An 18589-nucleotide genomic window follows, 5' to 3' on the forward strand; every position below is an offset into this window, starting at 1 on the left:
CACAAAAGCTCAGCAAAGGAGCAGGCATGAACGATCACACCAGGGCCCAGGCCGGGCCGGCAGATGCCCTGTGGCAGCGGCTGCAGGGCTGGCGGCCGCAGGACGAGGGCTTTGCGCGCCATCTGGAGCTGCGGCTGCGCCAGCGCCATGGCTGGGATGCGGCCTATGCCGCGCGCGCGGTGCAGGAGTACCGGCGCTTCATGTGGCTGCTGGTCACGCACCAGGGCGCGCAATGCCCCAGCGAGGCCGTCGACGCCGTCTGGCATGAGCACTTGCTCGACAGCCAGACCTATTTCGAGCAGTTCTGCCCGCAGGTGCTGCAGGTCACCATGCACCATGTGCCCAACCGGGGCGGCGCGTGCGAGAGCCAGCGCCATCGGGACAACTACGCGCGCACGCTGCAGGCCTATGCCCAGGCCTTTGGCGCCGCCCCGCCGCCGGACATTTGGCCCGCGCCCGCGCAGCGCTGGCAGGCTGCGGCTGCAGTGGCGCAGCGGCCGCATTGGCGCATTCCCAAGCCGCGCTGGTGGCCCGCGCGCGGCCAGCCCAGGCAACAGCAGGAATACAAGCGCAGCGGCGGCTGGGGTGGTGGCTGGATTGGGCGCGCCGCATGGGCGCTGGGCCTGGCCGCCTGGATGGCCGGCTGCGCGCAGCTGACGGCGGCGCAGCCGCAGCAGCGCATGTCCGGCCCGCTGTTTTTGCTGCTGTATGGCCTGGCCATGCTGGCCTTGCTCTGGTATGCGCGGCATTTGCACTGGCGGCTGCGCCCGGCGCGGCACAAGGCCTTGCCGGCGCGTGCGCCACAGCTGTATGAGCTGGCTTTTCTGGCCGGCGGGCCGTACCGGGTGGCGCACACTGTGGCCGCCGAGCTGTGGCATGCTGGCCATGTGCATTGGCACGAGGGCGCCTGGCGGCGCGCCGCGCCGCTGGCGCAGCCCGATGCGCTGCAGCGCAAGGTGGCTGCCGCGCTGCTCAACGGCGAGAGCGGGGCGCAGGCCGTAATGCAGCTCAAGCCGGAAATTCGCGATCTGCAACAGCGCCTGTGGCAGCAGGGCTGGTTGCAGGCGCCGCAGCGCCGGCAGTGGTATCGGCCTTGGGATGCCAAGCTGCTGGCGCTGGGCTACGCGGCCCTGGCGCTGGTGGGCGTGCTGCGGGTGATCAGCGGCTGGCAGCTGCAGCGCCCGGTGGGCTTCTTGTTGGCGCTGCTGCTGTTGCTGTTGGTGGCGCCGCTGCTGTGGTGGCGGCATTTGCGCCCCTCGCGCTTGACCCTCGAAGGCCAGGCCGTGCTGCAAGCCCAGCGCGAACGCCTGGCGCAGCTGGAGCGCAGCGACGATCCAAAGCAGGCGCGGCAGGCGCATCTGCCATGGGCGCTGGCCCTGCTGGGCGGAGCGGCGCTGCATGGCATGGCGGCGGCAGCGCCCCTGCAGGGGGCATTCATGCAGCCGCCTGCAGCCCAGGCCGGGCAGGGCGGCGCGGGCTGCGGCGGGATTGCTGGCAGTGGCTCATCCGGCAGCGATGGCGGCGGCTGCGGCGGCGGTTGTGGGGGCTGTGGCGGTTGATGTGGACAGATCGCAGAGCCTTTTCAAAGTCTCTGCACGGCGATTCATCCAGAGGATTTGTGCGGTCTGCGGCCTTGCAACGCCTCGCCGGGCCGCCCGGCCCGTCGACGTTTTGCGCCTTGCAGTCCATCCCAAACCACTTGTTGCCCACCCGCGCCGAGCCTTTGAACAGGCTCTCAAAGCTGCGGCAGTGCCGCTGCGGCCAGCACGTCCAGCCGCGCCAGGCGGTTGCGCAGCTTGAGCACCTGGCGGTCCTTGCTCAGCAGCACGGCGCGGTGGGCGATGGCCAGGTCGATGAATTTCTGGTCGTCGCCGTCGCGGCAGCGTACGCAGGCTTCGGCGGCGGCATTGACCAGGGTGACCGCAGCGTCGAATTGCGCCAGGATGTCTGCCGCCGTTCGCTGGTAATGGGCCATGCGCGGCTGCAGGTGGGCATAGGTCAGCACGTGCGCGAGTTCGGCGCGCATGGCCGTGGTGGCGATCCAGTGCAGGCGCGGCGTGGGTTGGGCCAGCGCAGCCCACAGCTGCGCCTGCGCGGCGGTCGCTCTCGGGTCGCCAAACAGCAGCATGTCCAGCACGATGTTGGTGTCCAGCACCAGGGCGCGCGGCGGTGTCATCTCTGCTGGTTGGTTTGCTGCTGGGCGCGTGCCAGTCGCGCGGCAGCTTGAGGCTGCGCCACGCAGGCCTTGAAGCTGCTGCGTTGGCAGTGCAAGCGGCAGTGGGTCTTCATCGTGGCGATACATGCAGATCGGCGTGCCAGGCCTGCAATTGCGCCAGCACGCGGGCCTCGTCCCACACGCGGCCATGCACCACGACCTTGGCACCGTACTGGGCGATGGCCTGGCGCGCGCGGGCGCTGGTGGTGTGCGGCAGGACTGCGGTCACGGGCAGACCCACGCCGCGAATCTTGAAGGAGCCCGGCGGCTGCACGGCTTCGAGCTTGAGCCAGACATCGCGGCCCGCAGCCGCACTCAGCGCGGGTGAGGCCAGCAAGGGGGTGGCAATGTGCAGGGGCATGGCGTTGGGGCGTCAGCCGAGTTGTGCCAGCTTCTCCAGCTGCTCGCGCAGGCGCGCCAGCGTGGCGCCGAAGTCGGCCACGCGCTGCTTTTCCTGCTCGATGACGGCAGGCGGGGCCTTGGCGACGAAGGCTTCGTTGGCGAGTTTGCCTTCGGCCTTTTTCACCTCGCCTTCAAGGCGGGCGATTTCCTTGTTCAGGCGGGCTTGTTCGGCGGCCACGTCGATTTCGACGAACAGGCACAGGCGCGCATCGCCCACCACGGCCACGGGCGCGGCGGCGGCGGCTTGCGCCCACTCGGCCTCGCTGGCAAAGACCTTGACTTCGCTGAGCTTGGCCAGCGCTTGCAGCACGGGCGCCACGGCTTGCAGTTGCTGGCTGGCGGCGGCCGAATCGGCCACGGCATACAGCGGCAGGCGCTGCGCGGGGGAGATGTTCATCTCGCCGCGCAGGGTGCGGCAGGCGTCCACCAGGGCTTTGAGCTGGGCGACTTCGGCCTCGGCGGCTTCGTCGATGTTTTCGGCCTGCGCCTGCGGGTAGGGCGCGGTGGCGATGCTGCCGCCGGGCGGCACGGTCTTGCCTGCCAGCGGGGCCACGACTTGCCACAGCGCTTCGGTCACGAACGGGATGACGGGGTGCGCCAGGCGCAGCACGGCTTCGAGCACGCGCAGCAGGGTGCGGCGCGTGGCGCGCTGCTGCTCGGGCGTGCCAGTCTGGATTTGCACTTTGGCGATTTCCAGGTACCAGTCGCAGTACTCGTTCCAGACGAAGTCGTAAATGGCGGTGGCGACGTTGTCCAGCCGGTAGTCGGCAAAGCCTTGTTCAATAGCGGCCTCGGTCTTTTGCAGGCGGCTGACGATCCATCGGTCGGCGGCGCTGCGGTGCTGGGCCGTGCCCTCGTCGCTGCAATCAAAGCCCTCGCAGTTCATCAGCACAAAGCGGCTGGCGTTCCAGAGCTTGTTGCAGAAGTTGCGGTAGCCCTCGCAGCGCTTGCTGTCGAAGTTGATACTGCGGCCCAGGCTCGCCAGCGCCGCGAAGGTAAAGCGCAGCGCGTCTGCGCCGTAGGCGGGGATGCCGTCGGGGAATTCCTTGCGCGTGGCCTTTTCCACTTGCGGCGCGGTTTCGGGCTTGCGCAGGCCGGTGGTGCGTTTTTTCAGCAGGGGTTCGAGTGCAATGCCGTCGATCAAGTCCACGGGGTCGAGCACGTTGCCTTCCGATTTGCTCATCTTCTTGCCCTGCGCATCGCGCACCAGGCCGTGGATGTACACGCCGCGGAAGGGCACGCGGCCGGTGAAGTGGGTCGTCATCATGATCATGCGCGCGACCCAGAAGAAGATGATGTCGTAGCCGGTGACCAGCACGCTGCTGGGCAAATACAGGTTGTAGTCGGCGGTGGCATCGCTGCTGCCGTCCGTGCTCTGGGCCTCGGGCCAGCCCATGGTCGAGAAGGGCACGAGGGCGGAGGAATACCAGGTATCCAGCACGTCGGGGTCACGCTCCAACGCGCCGGTGTAGCCTGTGGCAGCGGCCTTGGCGCGGGCCTCCTGCTCGTTGCGGGCCACGTACACGCTGCCGTCCTCGCCGTACCAGGCGGGGATTTGGTGGCCCCACCAGAGCTGGCGGCTGATGGTCCAGTCCTGGATGTTGTTCATCCACTGGTTGTAGGTGTTGACCCAGTTCTCGGGCACAAAGCGCACCTGGCCGCTGTGCACGGCGTCAATGGCTTTTTGCGCGATGGATTTGGTCTCGCCCGCGCCCACCTTGGTCATGGCGATGAACCATTGGTCGGTGAGCATGGGCTCCACCACCGAGCCAGTGCGCGCGCAAATGGGCAGCATGTATTTGTGCGGCTTGATGTCGATCACGTAGCCGCCGGCCTGCAAATCGGCCAGGAACTGCTTGCGCGCTTCGTAGCGGTCCAGCCCGCGATAGGGCGCAGGGCCGTTGTCGTTGACGTGCGCATCCAGCGTGAAGATGGTGATCAGCGGCAGATCGTGCCGCAGCGCGCAGGCATAGTCGTTGAAGTCGTGCGCGCCGGTGATCTTGACGCAGCCCGAGCCGAACTCACGATCGACGAAATCATCGGCAATGATGGGGATGTTGCGGTTGTTCAGCGGCAGCTCCACCCACTTGCCCACCAGGTGCTTGTAGCGCTCGTCCTCGGGGTGCACGGCCAGCGCGCCGTCGGCCATCATGGTCTCGGGGCGCGTGGTGGCAATGGTCATGCCGCGTTCGAGCTTGCCGCCCACCATCTGCGGGCCATCGACGAAGGGGTAGCAGATGTAGTGCATCTTGCCGTCGGATTCGACGCTTTCCACCTCCAGATCGCTCACCGCGCTTTTGAGCACCGGGTCCCAGTTCACCAGGCGCTTGCCGCGGTAGATCAGGCCCTGCTCGTACAGGCGCACAAAGGTTTCCGTCACCACTTTGGAGAGCTTCTCGTCCATGGTGAAGTACTCGCGGCTCCAGTCCACCGTGTCGCCCATGCGGCGCATTTGCTGGGTGATGGTGTTGCCGCTTTGCTCCTTCCATTCCCACACTTTGGCGACGAAGTTCTTGCGCGCCTCGGGCGGTGTCGCACCCATGTCGTAGCGGCTGATGCCTTGCGCCTGCAATTGGCGCTCGACCACAATTTGCGTGGCAATGCCGGCGTGGTCGGTGCCCGGAATCCAGGCCGTGTTGAAGCCCCGCATGCGGTGGTAGCGCGTGAGGCTGTCCATGATGGTCTGGTTGAAGGCATGGCCCATGTGCAGCGTGCCCGTCACATTGGGCGGCGGCAATTGGATGGCGAAGTTCTCGCCCTTGGCGGCCGCCTCGGCGCTGGGCGCGCCCGTGCCGCGAAAGCCCGCCGCGCCTAAGCCTGCGGCTTCCCACGCGGGGCCCCATTGGGCCTCGATGGCGGCGGGTTCAAAGGATTTGGACAGGGAGGCAAGGCCGGGTTGGGCGGGGGTCGATGGGCTCATGGCAATGGCGGAATGGGGCGTGGTGGCGCCACCGGGCGAAGCGGCAGCGAGCTGGCGCAGGGCATCTGTCAGCCAGCAAAGGCGCGATTCTATGGGGTGTTGGGGGAGGACATCCGTGCCTGGGCAGGTCAGGGCGGGCGCAGGGCCTGTGCATTGGCACGCGCATGAAAAAAGGGCCTGCAAGGCCCTTTTTTCATTGAACAACCGCCGTTGGCGACTGTTTGAATTTGGAGCGGGAAACCGGTCTCGAACCGGCGACCTCAACCTTGGCAAGGTTGCGCTCTACCAACTGAGCTATTCCCGCATCGACCAATGCCACACAGCTTGTGTGCGCATCAGCGAAAGCCGAGATTATAGGGGTGTTTTTTGGCCTGTTCGGTGAAATGTGAAAATTTTTTTGCGCCTGCCCGAAACGGGTTCTCAAAACAGGTTCTCACCCATGCTGCGCCAGCCATTGGCACAGGGCGCTGTCGGCGCGGCCTAGCCCGTCAAGCACGGTGTAGTGGTTGGCGCCAGGCAGGGCCAGTGCGCTGCCTTGGTTGCCAGCGCCGTGCCATTGGGCCAGGAAGTCCTGCGACTGGCGGGCGAACTCGCTGCTTTCGTCTGCGCCCCAGGTCAGCAGGGCCTGGGCCTGGCTGGGCTGCACGCCAAACATGGGCGAGTTGCGCACGATGATGCCGCTGTCGAGCTGGATGGCCGGCTGCAGGTAGCTGTAGCGCAGCGGGGCAATGTCGTAGATGCCGCTGATGAGCAGTGCGGCGCGCGCCAAGTCCTGGGGCAGGCCGTAGTCGCGCTGCCAGGGCGTTTGCAGGCACATGGCCGCCAGGTGCGCGCCGGCGGAATGGCCGGCCAGCGTGATGCGCCCCGGGTCGCCGTTGTACTGCGCGATGTGGCGCCGCACCCAGACCAGGCTGGCGCGCGCCTGGCGGCTGATTTCATCGAGCGTGACCTTGGGGCACAGGGCGTAGTCGATCAGCACCACCGTCATGCCCAGCTCGCGCGGGCCCTGGGCGATGGCGCTGAAGTCGCGCGCGCAGCGCGAGCGCCAGTAGCCGCCGTGGATGAACAGCAGCACGGGCGCATCGGGGCGGTCGGCGGGGAAGATATCGAGCTTTTCCTCGCGCGTGGGCCCGTAGGGTACGTCCGGGATGTAGCGCCAGTTCTGGCGCGCGCGCTCAGACTGCGTCTCGAAGTGCTGCACGATGGCCCCCAGATCCAGCCCCAGCGAGGGGTTGTAGGCTTGGTCGATGGCCTCTTGCGTGGCCAGGTCGCGGTACAGGCTGGGCATGGTGTTGGAGTCGTTCATGGCGTGACGTGTCTGTGCTGAAGAAGGCAAGGCTGCCGAGTATGCCGCTTTGGCCGGGGCTGCGCATGCAGGCCCTACACTGGCGGGCGCCAATTACCAAGCAGTCGATCAGGGGGAGGCCCGATGGATCCATGGATAGAACTGTTTTTCGGGGGCTTGCTCATGGCCTTGCCCCTGGTGTTGCTGTTCATCGGCCTGAGCCTGCACAGACTGCGCCGCCAGGTGCGTGCGCTGGAACAGCGCAGCCAGCAGCAGCAGCGCCAGATCGAGCACTTGCAGCAACGCCTGATGGCCGGCGCTGGCCCAGTGGCTGCCGCGCCTGTGACGGCGCATGAGCCCACCCCCGCCGCTGCCAACCCCGCCGCTACCGCCACCATCGCCCCGAGGCCCGACGCCGCAGCCCAACCGGCAGCCAGCGCCACGGCGCAGCAGGCAGCGGATGGGCCGCAAGGCAGTCTGGCTGCCCAGGCCAGGTTGTGGGCGGCAGCGGCTGCCCGTGAGACTGCGGCCCTGGCGGCTGCGCCGCTTGAGCAGGCCAGCGCCGATGCGGTCGCGCTGCGCGATGCGCAGGCCGAAGAGGCGCTGTGGGGCGATTTGCCGCCCCGCCAGCGCCAGCGCCAGCCCCAGCGCAGCCAGCCGCCCGGCAGCACGGCATCCGCTGGGGTCGTGGCCTGGCTGCGGCACTGGTTCAGCACGGGCAATGTCCCCGTCAAGGTGGGCATGCTGGTGCTGTTTGCCGGCGTGGCCGCGCTGCTGCGCTACGCCCATGAGCAGCAATGGGTGCAGTTGCCGATGTGGGCCCGCGTGCTGGGCGTGCAGGCGGCGGCGGTGGCGGGCCTGTGGTTTGGCTGGCGCCAGCGCCAGGCGCGGCGCGGTTTTGCGCTGACGGTGCAAGGCGGCGCTCTGGGTATCTTGCTGCTGACCTGGTTTGCGGCCTACCGCCTGTATGGCCTGTGGCCTGCCGGCGCGGCGTTGGCGGGCACGCTGGCCACGCTGGCGCTGACGGTCTGGCTGGCCCTGCGCCAGGATGCGCTGGCGCTGGCAATGTTTGGCGTGCTGGGCGGCTTTCTGGCGCCGCTGTGGCTCAGCAGCGGCGGCAGTCATGTGGCCCTGTTCAGTTACTACGCGGCGTTGAATGCGGCGATTTTTGCCATCTGCCTGGGGCGAGCCTGGCAGCCGCTGCAATTGCTGGGCTTTGGCTTCACGTTCGGTTTCTTCGGTTTGTGGCTGACGGCGCAGCCTTGGCCCTTGCCCCAGCAAGCCAGCGCGCAGGCGTTTTTGGCGCTGTTTTTCGCGCTGTACCTGCTTTTGCCAGCCTGGTCTGCCTGGCGGGACCACGGCCCGGTTCAGCAGCGCTGGCGCTGGATCGACACCGTGCTGGTGTATGGCGCGCCGCTGGCGGCCTTTGTGCTGCAGGCGGTGCTGCTCGAAGGCCAGCGCCGCCCGCTGGCTGCGGTGGCGCTGGCCGCCAGCCTGTTGTATGGCGCGCTGGCCTATGGTCTGCGCTACCAGGCGCGGCTGCGGTCGCTGGTGCGCGACTGGGCCGTGCTGGGCGCGGGTTTTGCCGCGCTTACCGTGCCGCTGGCGTTCTCGGCCCAGGCCACCAGCGTGGCCTGGGCCAGCCTGGCGCTGGCCTTGCTTTGGCAGGGCCTGCGCCAGCGCCAGCCGCTGCTGCAAGGCCTGGGCCTGGCGCTGCACGTGCTGGCCTGGCTGGCATTGCAGCAGGCACGCAACGATGGGGCTGGTATTGGGCAGGGCATGGCCGCCGGTCAGCTGGCCTGGCCGGTGCTCAACCCCTGGTTTGCGACCACGGTGTTCCTGGCGCTGACGCTGCTGGCCGCGGCCTGGTGCCTGGCCCGCTGGCGCCAGCGCCCCCTGCACGACCGCTGGGCGCTGGGCTTGCTGATCTTGGGCGTGCTGGAGTTGCTGGGTGCAGGCCTGCGTGAGATCGCGCTGTACAGCGGCGGCGGCACGGCCGAGGCCCTGCGCCTGATGCTGTTGGTCCTGTTGGGCTGGGCGGCGGCGGCCGTGTACCGCTGGAGCCTGCCATTGCCAGTGCTGGCGCGCACGGCGCTGCTGCTGGGCCTGGCCGGGCCCATGTTGCATTGGCTGATGGATCCGAGCCATTGGTACCGGCCACATTCGGTATGGATGGCGCTGGCGCTGGCGATGTACCTGGCCGGCAGCCGTGCCGTGCTGCACTGGCTGGGGCCTGCGCGACCGATCCGCATGGGCGAGCCAGCCCAGGGGCGCGCGGTGCGGGCCTGGCACGCACAGGCCAATACCGCCTGGTGGCTGCACGCCCTGCTGGCGGCCACGCTGTGGCTGTGGCAGGCCGGCGAGGATTGGCTGGGGCCGGATGGCGCACTGTTGCAGGGCTGGGCGCTGCTGCTGGTGGCGGCGCCTGCGCTGGGCCTGGCGTTGTTGCAAATCCGTGCGCCGCAATGGCTGGGCTATGGCGCTGGGCCTGATGCGCTTGCTGCATCCGCTGCGCCCGCCAGGGCCGCTGCCGTGCCAGGTGCAGCCCCAGATGCGGCGCGCCACTGGCCCTTGGTGCTGGCGCGCTGCACGCTGTGGGCGCTGGGTCTGGTGGCTTTGCCCGGCCTGCTGCTGCCAGGCCGGCCTGCGCCGCTGCCGTGGTTGCCGGTGCTCAATCCGCAGGATTTGGTGCTGCTGGCCAGTCTGGCTCTGGCGCTGCGGCTGTGGTGGCCGCAGCAAGGCGCAGGCGTCATTCCGCGCCGGGCCTCCTGGTTGGCAGGCCAGGGCGGCGGGCAGCCCTACGGCCTGGGGGCTTTGCTGGCGCTGCTGTGGCTGAGCAAGTCCGCCCTGGCGGCCGTGCATCACTGGGCCGGCGTGCCTTGGACGCTGCCGGCCCTGCTGCACAGCGCCTTGGCGCAGACGGTGTTGACGCTGCTGTGGGGGGCGCTGGCAGTGGCTGCCTGGGTGCAGGGCTCGCGCCGGCGCTCGCGGCCGCTGTGGACGCTGGGCCTGCTGGTCATGGGCGCGGTGCTGCTCAAGCTGGTGCTGCTCGATCGCCAGCACCTGGGCAATCTGTGGGGCATTGCCTCGTTCATGGGCTATGGCCTGCTGTGCGTGGTGGTGGGCTACCTGGCCCCGGCGCCGCCACGCGAGCGCGCCAGCGCGGCCCATGCAGAGGCCGTAGATGATTGATTTCAGTCGCCCCGCTGGCCGCGCCGCATGCGCTGCTGCAGCCAGCGGCGCAGCCGGGTGAGCCAGCCTTCGGCCAGCGGCGTCACTGCGGGCGGCCGTTGGGCTTCGAACCAGGGCAGGCCATGCTCCAGCACGGCCTGGCGCAGTGCCTGGGCCATGGCTGCGTCGTCGGTATGTGCGTCCAGCTGCCACCAATGGTCCTGGCGGTATTCGGGCAGCAAGAAGCCGATGCGCTGGCGCGTTTGGCATTCGTATTCCTTGGGCCGCTGCAGCAGCGGCTGGCCCGGCATGGGCTGCCAGATGCCCAGGTTGACGGTGAAGCGGCCTCTGTCGCCGTAGTTCCATTTGTTGCCCTGCACCTGCAGCACGGCGATGCGCCCCCCGCCTTCGGCGCGGCGAAAGCTGCGCCCCTGGCGCTCGAAGCCCCGCTCTTTCAGGGGCTGTGCCAGGGCCTGACGAACAATGGCGTCGATGCGTTGGCTGATGGCGCTCATGGGGTCCCTCCCGATTTCTTGAACCAGGGCTCATCGCCCCAGGCTGCCTTCTTCCTTCTTGGTGATGAAGATGGCCCAGATGGACATGAACAGCGCGGCGATGACCGGGCCGGCGACGAAGCCGGTGATGCCAAACAACGAGATGCCGCCCAGCGTCGAGAGCAGCACCAGGTAGTCGGGCATCTTGGTCTCCTTGCCCACCAGGATGGGGCGCAGCAGGTTGTCCACCAGGCCGATGACGCCCACGCCCACGGCAATCATGATGCCGCCCTTGAGCAGCGAGCCCGTGGCCAGCAGGTAGATGGCCACCGGCCCCCAGACCAGGCCAGCGCCCACGGCCGGCAGCAGCGAGAGCACGCCCATGACCACGCCCCAGAGGATGGGCCCCTGGATGCCCATGGCCCAGAACATCAGGCCGCCGAGTACACCCTGCACGCCCGCCACGACGATGTTGCCCTTGATGGTGGCCTTGACCACGGCGCTGAACTTGCTGCTCAGCTGGCGGGAGTAGCGCTTGTCCATTGGAATGGCGTGGCGCACCAGCGCCATCAGCCCCGCACCATCGCGGAAGAAGAAGAACAGCAGGTACAGCATCAGCGTGAAGGCCAGGCCGAATTGCAGGGTGTTCTGGCCAAAGTTCACAGCCTGGGCCGAGAGCACGCGGGCGAGCTGGTTGGCCGCCGCCATGAGCTTGGGCTGGATGTCGGCAAAGCTGTCCAGCCCCAGGCGAGAGAGCAGATCCCAGACGCGCTGGGGCACGGCGGCGACGATTTGTTGGTAGTAGTGCTGGAAGTCGTTGCCCTCGCGGTTGATGCGCCCATAGAAGGCCAGCACCTCCTGCACCAGCGAGGTCAGCACCCCCAGCAGCGGCAGGATGACCACCAGCAGGCACACCAGCAGCGTCAGTAGCGAGGCCAGATTGCGCCGCGTAGGCATGTGCCCCAGGATGCGCTGATGCACAGGCCAGAACAGCACGGCCAGCGTGGCAGCCCAGAAGATGGCGCTGTAGAACGGCCGCAAAAGCACGAAGAAGGCGATCGTCACGGCGATCAGAATGGCCAGAAAGGCGCGGCTGTGCAGGGTGGGCTTATCCATGGTGGGCAGGTGTCGATGCGCATACGCGGATGCGTACACGTATGAAGAGGCAAGAGCGCCACTGTATACGTACCCGCCGCGCCCTGCGCGGCAGCGGGCAAAAGCCTGGCGCCGGCTGTTGTCTGTTGTGGTTTGGCCGCAGCTGGCAGGTTGGCATGGTCACCGGTGGGGGCAAAAGCCGCGTGCCAGCAGCCCGCGGCGGGCAGCAGTGGCACAATGTCGGGGTTTTTTCGGCGCCTTCCAACGCCACTGTCGCATCCGCCAACCGGTCAAGCCGTGTCGCGGAAGGTTTCTCAAACCAGCTAATGCACTTCGCAGAAGTGCGGAGGTCCTGCGGATCATGAGCGATTCATCGACCCTGTACACCCAATACCAGGGCAATACCCATTTGTTTGGCAGCAATGCTCCTTACGTCGAGGAGATGTACGAGAACTACCTGGCCGATCCGACCAGCGTTCCCGATGGTTGGCGCAGCTATTTCGACTCGCTGCAGAACCAGCCTGCCGCCGACGGCTCGCTCACCCGCGACGTGCCGCACCTGCCAGTCATCAACGCCTTTGCCGAGCGCGCCCGCCAGGGCCACACCCAGGTGGTGGTGGCCAGCGGCGCCGACACCGAACTGGGCCGCAAGCGCACAGCCGTGCAGCAGCTCATCGCCGCCTACCGCAACGTCGGCCAGCGCTGGGCCGATCTGGATCCGCTCAAGCGCAATCCGCGCCCGCACATCCCTGAGCTCGATCCGGCCTTCTACGATCTGAGCGACGCCGACCTGGAGACGGTGTTCAACACCAGCAACACCTTCTTCGGCAAGGACACCATGACGCTGCGCGAGCTGCTCAACGCGCTGCGCGAGACCTACACCACCACCATCGGCGCCGAGTACATGTACCTGACCGACCAGGCGCAAAAGCGCTGGTGGCAGGAAAAGCTCGAGAGCGCGCGCACCAACCCGCAGCTGAACGCCGAGGAAAAAATCCACGTGCTCGAACGCCTGACGGCTGCCGAGGGCCTGGAGCGTTACCTGCACACCAAGTACGTTGGCCAGAAGCGCTTTTCGCTCGAAGGTGGCGAGAGCTTCATCGTCGCCATGGATGCGCTGATCGACGCCGCCGGCGTGGCTGGCGTGCAGGAAGTGGTCATCGGCATGGCGCACCGCGGCCGTCTGAACGTGTTGGTCAACACCCTGGGCAAGATGCCCAAGGACTTGTTCGCCGAGTTCGAGCACACCGCCCCCGAGGACCTGCCCGCCGGTGACGTGAAGTACCACCAGGGCTTTAGTTCCGATGTGCCGACCTCCGGCGGCCCGATCCACCTGACGCTGGCCTTCAACCCCTCGCACCTGGAAATCGTCAATCCTGTGGTCGAGGGCTCGGTGCGCTCGCGCATGGACCGTCGCGGCGACCCGCAGGGCAAGCAGGTGCTGCCCGTGCTGGTGCATGGCGATGCGGCCATCGCCGGCCAGGGCGTGGTGCAGGAGACGCTGGCCATGTCGCAAACGCGCGGCTACACCACTGGCGGCACGGTGCACTTCGTCATCAATAACCAGATCGGTTTCACCACCTCCGACCCGCGCGACACGCGTTCGACCTTCTACTGCACCGACGTGGTGAAGATGGTCGAGGCCCCGGTGCTGCACGTCAACGCCGACGACCCCGAGGCCGTGGTGCTGGCCACACAGCTCGCGCTGGAATACCGCATGACCTTCGGTCGTGACGTGGTGGTGGACATCATCTGCTTCCGCAAGTTGGGCCACAACGAGCAGGACACCCCCATGCTCACCCAGCCGCTGATGTACCGCAAGATTGCCGAGCACCCAGGCACGCGCAAGCTCTACGGTGAGCGCCTGATCGCCCAGGGCGTGCTGCCTGCCGAGGGCCCCGATGAGATGGTCAAGGCCTACCGCGCCGCCATGGAGGCGGGCAAGCACACCATCGATCCGGTGCTGACCAACTTCAAGCGCCAGTACGCCGTGGACTGGTCGCCGTACCTGAACCGCAAGTGGACCGACGAGGCCGACACCGCCATCCCGCTGGCTGAATGGAAGCGCCTGGCCGAGCGCCTGACCACGCTGCCCGAGCATGTCAACCCGCACCAGCTGGTGAAAAAGGTCTACAACGACCGCGCTGCCATGGGCCGGGGCGAAATGCCCGTGGACTGGGGCATGGGCGAGGCCATGGCCTTTGCCTCGCTGGTGGCCAGCGGCTATCCGATCCGCCTCTCGGGCGAGGACAGCGGTCGCGGCACCTTCAGCCATCGCCACTCGGTAATCCACGACCAGCAGCGCGCCAACTACCACGAGGGCGTGTACATCCCGCTGCAGCACATCGCCGAGAACCAGGCGCCGTTCGTGGTCATCGACTCCATCCTCTCGGAAGAGGCCGTGCTGGGCTTCGAGTACGGCTATGCTTCCAACGACCCGCATTCGCTGGTGATCTGGGAGGCGCAGTTCGGCGACTTCCTCAACGGCGCGCAGGTGGTGGTGGATCAGTTCATCGCCTCGGGCGAGGTCAAGTGGGGGCGTCTGAACGGCCTGACGCTGATGCTGCCGCACGGCTATGAGGGCCAGGGCCCCGAGCACAGCTCGGCGCGCATCGAGCGCTTCATGCAGCTCTCGGCCGACACCAACATGCAGATCGTGCAGCCCACCACGGCCAGCCAGATCTTCCACCTGCTGCGCCGCCAGATCCTGCGCCCGCTGCGCATCCCGCTGGTGATCTTCACGCCCAAGAGCCTGCTGCGCAACAAGGACGCGACCTCGCCCATCTCCGAGTTCACCGACGGCAGCTTCCGCACCGTCATCGGCGAGCAGAACGAGGCCGTGCTGGCCAAGGCCGCCAAGGTCAAGCGCCTGATTGCCTGCTCGGGCAAGGTGTACTACGACCTGGTGAAAAAGCGCGAGGAATTGGGCAGCGACGACGTGGCCATCATCCGCGTTGAGCAGCTCTACCCCTTCCCGCACAAGGCCTTTGGCGCCGAGGTCAAGCGCTTCCCCAACGCCAAGGAAATCGTCTGGTGCCAGGACGAGCCGCAGAACCAGGGCGCCTGGTTCTTCGTGCAGCACTACATCCACGAGAACATGCTCGACGGCCAGAAGCTCGGCTACGCCGGCCGCGCCGCCTCGGCCTCGCCGGCCGTGGGCTACGCCCACCTGCACCAGGAGCAGCAAAAGGCCCTGGTCAACGCCGCGTTTGCCAAGCTCAAGGGCTTCGTGCTGACCAAATGACACACAGCCAAGGCTGCCGCCCTGCACAGGCCGGCAGCCTTGGCTTATTCTTCGCTTCTCATCTCCCCATCCCCTTTCGCCTCCGAACCCCACAAGAGACATTCCCATGGCCGTCATCGAAGTCAAAGTCCCGCAGTTGTCCGAGTCCGTCTCCGAGGCCACGCTGCTGCAATGGAAGAAAAAGGCCGGCGAGGCCGTCGCCGCCGATGAAATCCTGATCGAAATCGAAACCGACAAAGTCGTGCTCGAAGTGCCTGCGCCCTCGGCCGGTGTGCTGGCCGAAATCGTCGAAGGCGACGGCGCCACCGTCACCTCCGACCAACTCATCGCCCGCATCGACACCGCTGCCCAGGCCGCCGCTGCGCCCGCTGCCGCTCAAGAGGCCCCCGCACCTGCAGCGGCAGCCCCGGCGCCTGCTGCTGCGGCCGCAGCGCCAGCTTCGGCCAGCAAGGCCGGCGTGGCCATGCCCGCCGCTGCCAAGATCCTGTCCGAAAAAGGCATCGACGCCGCCAGCGTGACCGGCACCGGCAAGGATGGCCGCGTCACCAAGGGCGACGCGCTGGCCGCCAGCCCTGCTGCCAAGGCTGCGGCCAAGCCCGCCGCCGCGCCCGTGGCCCAGGCCGTCGCTGGCGAGCGCCCCGAACAGCGCGTGCCCATGAGCCGCCTGCGCGCCCGCGTGGCCGAGCGCCTGCTGCAATCGCAGGCCACCAACGCCATCCTTACCACCTTCAACGAAGTGAACATGGCCCCGGTCATGGAGCTGCGCAAGAAGTACCAGGACAAGTTCGAGAAGCAGCACGGTGTGCGCCTGGGCTTCATGAGCTTCTTCGTCAAGGCTGCGGTGCATGCGCTCAAGCAATACCCCATCGTCAACGCCAGCGTGGATGGCAACGACATCATCTACCACGGCTACTTCGACATCGGTATCGCCGTGGGATCGCCGCGCGGCCTGGTCGTGCCCATCCTGCGCGACGCCGACCAGCTCTCCTTTGCCGACATCGAGAAGAAGATCGCCGAGTTCGGCGCCAAGGCCAAGGAAGGCAAGCTCAGCATTGAGGAAATGACCGGCGGCACCTTCTCCATCAGCAATGGCGGCGTGTTCGGCTCGATGATGTCCACCCCCATCATCAACCCGCCGCAATCGGCTATCCTGGGCATCCACGCCACCAAGGAGCGCGCCGTGGTCGAAAACGGCCAGGTCGTGGTGCGCCCGATGAACTACCTGGCCCTGTCCTACGACCACCGCATCATCGACGGCCGCGAAGCTGTGCTGTCGCTGGTGGCCATGAAGGACGCGCTGGAAGACCCGGCCCGCTTGCTGTTCGATCTGTGATGGCACTGCATCCAGAGCCAGGCCTTGGCGCCGGCTCTGGATGCCCGGTTCAGCTGTGGCAGGCAACACACCCAAGATCATCATCCTGGCTGGCCCCAATGGGGCGGGGAAAACGACGTTTGCCAAAGAATATCTGCCCGCAGAAGCGTCTTGCCCCACCTACATCAATGCCGACTTGATCGCGGCAGGCCTGTCGCCTTTTGCGCCTGAACTAGCAGCCGTTGCAGCCGGTAAATTGATGCTGCAACACATCCAGCAATGCGTGCAAAAGCGCGAAGGCTTTGCAGTGGAAACCACGCTCAGCGGCAGAATGTATGCGCGCCTGATTCCCCAATGGCAAGCCATGGGCTATCGCGTAGAGCTGGTTTTTTTGCAACTGCCATCGGCTGCTCTGGCCATTGAACGTGTGGCGCAACGTGTGAAGCAAGGCGGGCACAGCATTCCTGCCGATACCATCGAGCGTCGCTTTCATGCAGGCAAGGAGCATTTCGAGCGCATCTACAAATCGCTGGTAGATCACTGGATGCTGATTGATACTTCCCAGACGCCATACACCGTTCTAGATTCAAGCGGCTAGCCATGACTTCCTATTCTGCCCAAGCGACGTCTGAAGTGACCCGCACATCCCCGCCCATGGATCGTGCTGGCATTGAGCGCGCCCTGCAACGTGCCTACGAAAACGCCTGCCGCATCGCCTGGCAAACCAACACGGCGATGGTGTTTGAGAAAAACGGCCAGATCGTCAAAATCCACTTCCCCGAGCCCATCCCCCCCAAATTCACACCATGAGCACCACCTCTTTTGATCTCATCGTCATCGGCGCCGGCCCCGGCGGTTACATCGCAGCCATTCGTGCGGCCCAGCTGGGCATGAGCGTGGCCTGCGTCGATGCCTGGAAAACCCAGGACGGCAAGCCCGCCCCTGGCGGCACCTGTACCAACGTCGGTTGCATCCCTTCCAAGGCGCTGCTGCAGTCCAGCGAGCATTTCGAGCATGCGCGCGAGCACTTTGCCGAGCACGGCATCAGCACCGGCAAGCTGAGCATGGACGTGGCGCGCATGCTGGCGCGCAAGGCCGAGGTTGTGAAGCAGAACAACGAGGGCATCCTCTACCTGTTCAAGAAGAACAAGGTCAGCTTCTTCAACGGTCTGGCCTCCTTCACCAAAGCCGTTGAAGGCGGCTTCGAAATCCAGGTCAGCGGCGACAAGCCCGAAACCCTGACCGGCAAGCAAATCATCATCGCCACCGGCTCCAGCCCGCGCGCGTTGCCTGGCGTGCCGTTCGATGAAAACGTCGTGCTTTCCAACGATGGCGCGCTGGACATTGCCAGCGTGCCCAAAAAGCTCGGCGTGATTGGCTCGGGCGTCATCGGCTTGGAGCTGGGCAGCGTCTGGCGCCGCCTGGGCGCGGACGTGACCGTGCTCGAAGGCATGCCCGCCTTCTTGCCCGCAGCAGACGAAGCCATCGCCAAAGAAGCCAAAAAGGCTTTCGACAAGCAAGGTCTGAAGATTGAGCTGGGTGTGAAAGTCGAAGAAGTCAAAACCAGCAAGACCGGCGCGACCATCCAATACACCGACGCCAAAGGCCAGGCCCAAAGCCTGAAGGTGGACAAACTCATCGTCTCCATCGGCCGCGTGCCCCATACTGAGGGCCTCAAGCCCGAAGCCGTGGGCCTGCAGCTCGATGAGCGCGGCGCGATCGTCGTCGATGGCGATTGCCGCACCAGCGTGCCCGGCATCTGGGCCGTGGGCGATGTGGTGCGCGGCCCCATGCTGGCGCACAAAGCCGAGGAGGAGGGCGTGGCCGTGGCCGAGCGCATCGCCGGCCAGCACGGCCATGTGAACTTCGACACCATCCCTTACGTGATCTACACCAGCCCGGAAATCTCCTGGGTGGGCAAGACTGAGCAGCAACTCAAGGCCGATGGCGTGGCCTACAAGGCCGGCAGCTTCCCGTTCCTGGCCAATGGCCGCGCCCGCGCGCTGGGCGATACCACCGGCCTGGTGAAGATCATCGCCGACGCCAAGAGCGACGAGATCCTGGGCGTGCACATCGTTGGCCCGCAGGCCAGCGAGCTGATTGCCGAGGCCGTGATGGCCATGGAATTCAAGGCCAGCGCCGAGGACATCGCCCGCATCTGCCATGCCCACCCCACGCTGTCCGAGGTGACCAAGGAAGCCGCGCTGGCCGTGGACAAGCGCGCGCTCAACTTCTAAGAGCTTGCCCTGCTAGGGCCCTGGCCTTGCCGCCCGCCATGATTGTGCCGATGCCCGGCCCGTCATGGCGGGCGGTTTGCGTTGTGTGGTCTGCCATCCTGGGGCCGGGGTGCGCATCAAGGTGTTGCAGGCCTTGCCCGGATTCTGGACAATGCCAGCCTCGTGCAGGCCACGCACATGGCGGTCGCCTGCCCGATGTCACTGGCTCAATGGC

At 66.7% G+C, this 18589-nt stretch carries 13 protein-coding genes and 1 tRNA gene; 7 read left to right on the forward strand and 7 right to left on the reverse strand.

The window, feature by feature from the left end:
- Window positions 1-26 precede the first annotated feature (26 nt).
- On the forward strand, window positions 27-1559 hold the full coding sequence (locus CK620_RS04320) for a TIGR04222 domain-containing membrane protein (protein WP_095549270.1): 1533 nt from the start codon (window positions 27-29) through the stop codon (window positions 1557-1559).
- Between the two features lie 176 nt (window positions 1560-1735).
- Here CK620_RS04320 and CK620_RS04325 read toward each other — a convergent pair whose 3' ends face one another.
- The 5 genes from CK620_RS04325 to CK620_RS04345 all read right to left on the reverse strand — a co-directional run bounded on the left by CK620_RS04325 (window position 1736) and on the right by CK620_RS04345 (window position 6843).
- Complete coding sequence (locus CK620_RS04325; RefSeq protein ID WP_095549271.1) at window positions 1736-2176, reverse strand: putative toxin-antitoxin system toxin component, PIN family; 441 nt, start codon at window positions 2174-2176, stop codon at window positions 1736-1738.
- 109 nt (window positions 2177-2285) lie between these two features.
- Window positions 2286-2576 carry a pyridoxal-phosphate dependent enzyme gene (locus CK620_RS04330; protein WP_095549272.1) on the reverse strand — a complete coding sequence of 97 codons (291 nt, stop codon included), beginning with the start codon at window positions 2574-2576 and terminating at the stop codon, window positions 2286-2288.
- A gap of 12 nt (window positions 2577-2588) precedes the next feature.
- The gene (locus CK620_RS04335) at window positions 2589-5537 is read right to left on the reverse strand and encodes a valine--tRNA ligase (RefSeq protein ID WP_095549273.1); all 2949 of its coding nucleotides are present in this window, start codon (window positions 5535-5537) and stop codon (window positions 2589-2591) included.
- Between the two features lie 228 nt (window positions 5538-5765).
- Window positions 5766-5841: transfer RNA gene (locus CK620_RS04340), tRNA-Gly, on the reverse strand.
- A 129-nt stretch (window positions 5842-5970) separates the two neighbouring features.
- The gene (locus tag CK620_RS04345; RefSeq protein ID WP_238946013.1) at window positions 5971-6843 is read right to left on the reverse strand and encodes an alpha/beta hydrolase; all 873 of its coding nucleotides are present in this window, start codon (window positions 6841-6843) and stop codon (window positions 5971-5973) included.
- A 162-nt stretch (window positions 6844-7005) separates the two neighbouring features.
- On the opposite strand from CK620_RS04345, the gene CK620_RS04350 reads away from it, so the two are divergent.
- The gene (locus CK620_RS04350) at window positions 7006-10014 is read left to right on the forward strand and encodes a DUF2339 domain-containing protein (RefSeq protein ID WP_095549274.1); all 3009 of its coding nucleotides are present in this window, start codon (window positions 7006-7008) and stop codon (window positions 10012-10014) included.
- Between the two features lie 2 nt (window positions 10015-10016).
- Here CK620_RS04350 and CK620_RS04355 read toward each other — a convergent pair whose 3' ends face one another.
- Together CK620_RS04355 and CK620_RS04360 are read right to left on the reverse strand one after the other, a co-directional pair.
- On the reverse strand, window positions 10017-10508 hold the full coding sequence (locus tag CK620_RS04355; protein ID WP_095549275.1) for a DUF4304 domain-containing protein: 492 nt from the start codon (window positions 10506-10508) through the stop codon (window positions 10017-10019).
- A gap of 30 nt (window positions 10509-10538) precedes the next feature.
- A complete protein-coding gene (locus CK620_RS04360) occupies window positions 10539-11603 on the reverse strand; it encodes an AI-2E family transporter (protein ID WP_095542186.1) in 1065 nt (354 codons plus the stop codon).
- Between the two features lie 340 nt (window positions 11604-11943).
- Between CK620_RS04360 and CK620_RS04365 the strand changes: the two genes are divergently transcribed.
- The 5 genes from CK620_RS04365 (at window position 11944) to lpdA (ending at window position 18375) form a co-directional block, all read left to right on the forward strand.
- Window positions 11944-14826: a 2-oxoglutarate dehydrogenase E1 component gene (locus CK620_RS04365; protein WP_095549276.1), complete on the forward strand. Its 2883-nt coding sequence runs from the start codon at window positions 11944-11946 to the stop codon at window positions 14824-14826.
- A 106-nt stretch (window positions 14827-14932) separates the two neighbouring features.
- Entirely contained in the window at window positions 14933-16159 is a 1227-nt protein-coding gene (gene odhB / locus CK620_RS04370) for a 2-oxoglutarate dehydrogenase complex dihydrolipoyllysine-residue succinyltransferase (RefSeq protein ID WP_095549277.1), read from the forward strand.
- Between the two features lie 40 nt (window positions 16160-16199).
- Window positions 16200-16736, forward strand: a complete 537-nt coding sequence (locus CK620_RS04375; RefSeq protein WP_095549278.1) for an ATPase — start codon at window positions 16200-16202, stop codon at window positions 16734-16736.
- Window positions 16737-16738: 2 nt separating this feature from the next.
- Window positions 16739-16948, forward strand: coding sequence for a hypothetical protein (locus CK620_RS13750; RefSeq protein WP_124856754.1), 210 nt, complete (start codon window positions 16739-16741; stop codon window positions 16946-16948).
- Window positions 16945-18375, forward strand: a complete 1431-nt coding sequence (gene lpdA, locus CK620_RS04380; protein ID WP_095549279.1) for a dihydrolipoyl dehydrogenase — start codon at window positions 16945-16947, stop codon at window positions 18373-18375. The genes CK620_RS13750 and lpdA overlap by 4 nt, the downstream gene beginning before the upstream one ends.
- Window positions 18376-18589: the final 214 nt, after the last annotated feature.

It is taken from the genome of Vandammella animalimorsus, from assembly GCF_002285285.1.
Taxonomy (GTDB): Bacteria; Pseudomonadota; Gammaproteobacteria; order Burkholderiales; family Burkholderiaceae_C; genus Lampropedia; species Lampropedia animalimorsus.

Excerpts from the sequence above, each read along its gene's own strand:
- CK620_RS04360 (WP_095542186.1), bottom strand. The coding sequence starts at position 11,603 with ATGGATAAGCCCACCCTGCACAGCCGCGCCTTTCTGGCCATTCTGATC.
- CK620_RS04330 (WP_095549272.1), bottom strand. The coding sequence starts at position 2,576 with ATGCCCCTGCACATTGCCACCCCCTTGCTGGCCTCACCCGCGCTGAGT.
- CK620_RS04350 (WP_095549274.1), top strand. The coding sequence starts at position 7,006 with ATGGCCTTGCCCCTGGTGTTGCTGTTCATCGGCCTGAGCCTGCACAGA.
- CK620_RS04325 (WP_095549271.1), bottom strand. The coding sequence starts at position 2,176 with ATGACACCGCCGCGCGCCCTGGTGCTGGACACCAACATCGTGCTGGAC.
- CK620_RS04365 (WP_095549276.1), top strand. The coding sequence starts at position 11,944 with ATGAGCGATTCATCGACCCTGTACACCCAATACCAGGGCAATACCCAT.
- odhB (WP_095549277.1), top strand. The coding sequence starts at position 14,933 with ATGGCCGTCATCGAAGTCAAAGTCCCGCAGTTGTCCGAGTCCGTCTCC.
- CK620_RS13750 (WP_124856754.1), top strand. The coding sequence starts at position 16,739 with ATGACTTCCTATTCTGCCCAAGCGACGTCTGAAGTGACCCGCACATCC.
- CK620_RS04345 (WP_238946013.1), bottom strand. The coding sequence starts at position 6,843 with ATGAACGACTCCAACACCATGCCCAGCCTGTACCGCGACCTGGCCACG.
- CK620_RS04355 (WP_095549275.1), bottom strand. The coding sequence starts at position 10,508 with ATGAGCGCCATCAGCCAACGCATCGACGCCATTGTTCGTCAGGCCCTG.
- CK620_RS04335 (WP_095549273.1), bottom strand. The coding sequence starts at position 5,537 with ATGAGCCCATCGACCCCCGCCCAACCCGGCCTTGCCTCCCTGTCCAAA.
- CK620_RS04375 (WP_095549278.1), top strand. The coding sequence starts at position 16,200 with ATGCCCGGTTCAGCTGTGGCAGGCAACACACCCAAGATCATCATCCTG.
- CK620_RS04320 (WP_095549270.1), top strand. The coding sequence starts at position 27 with ATGAACGATCACACCAGGGCCCAGGCCGGGCCGGCAGATGCCCTGTGG.
- lpdA (WP_095549279.1), top strand. The coding sequence starts at position 16,945 with ATGAGCACCACCTCTTTTGATCTCATCGTCATCGGCGCCGGCCCCGGC.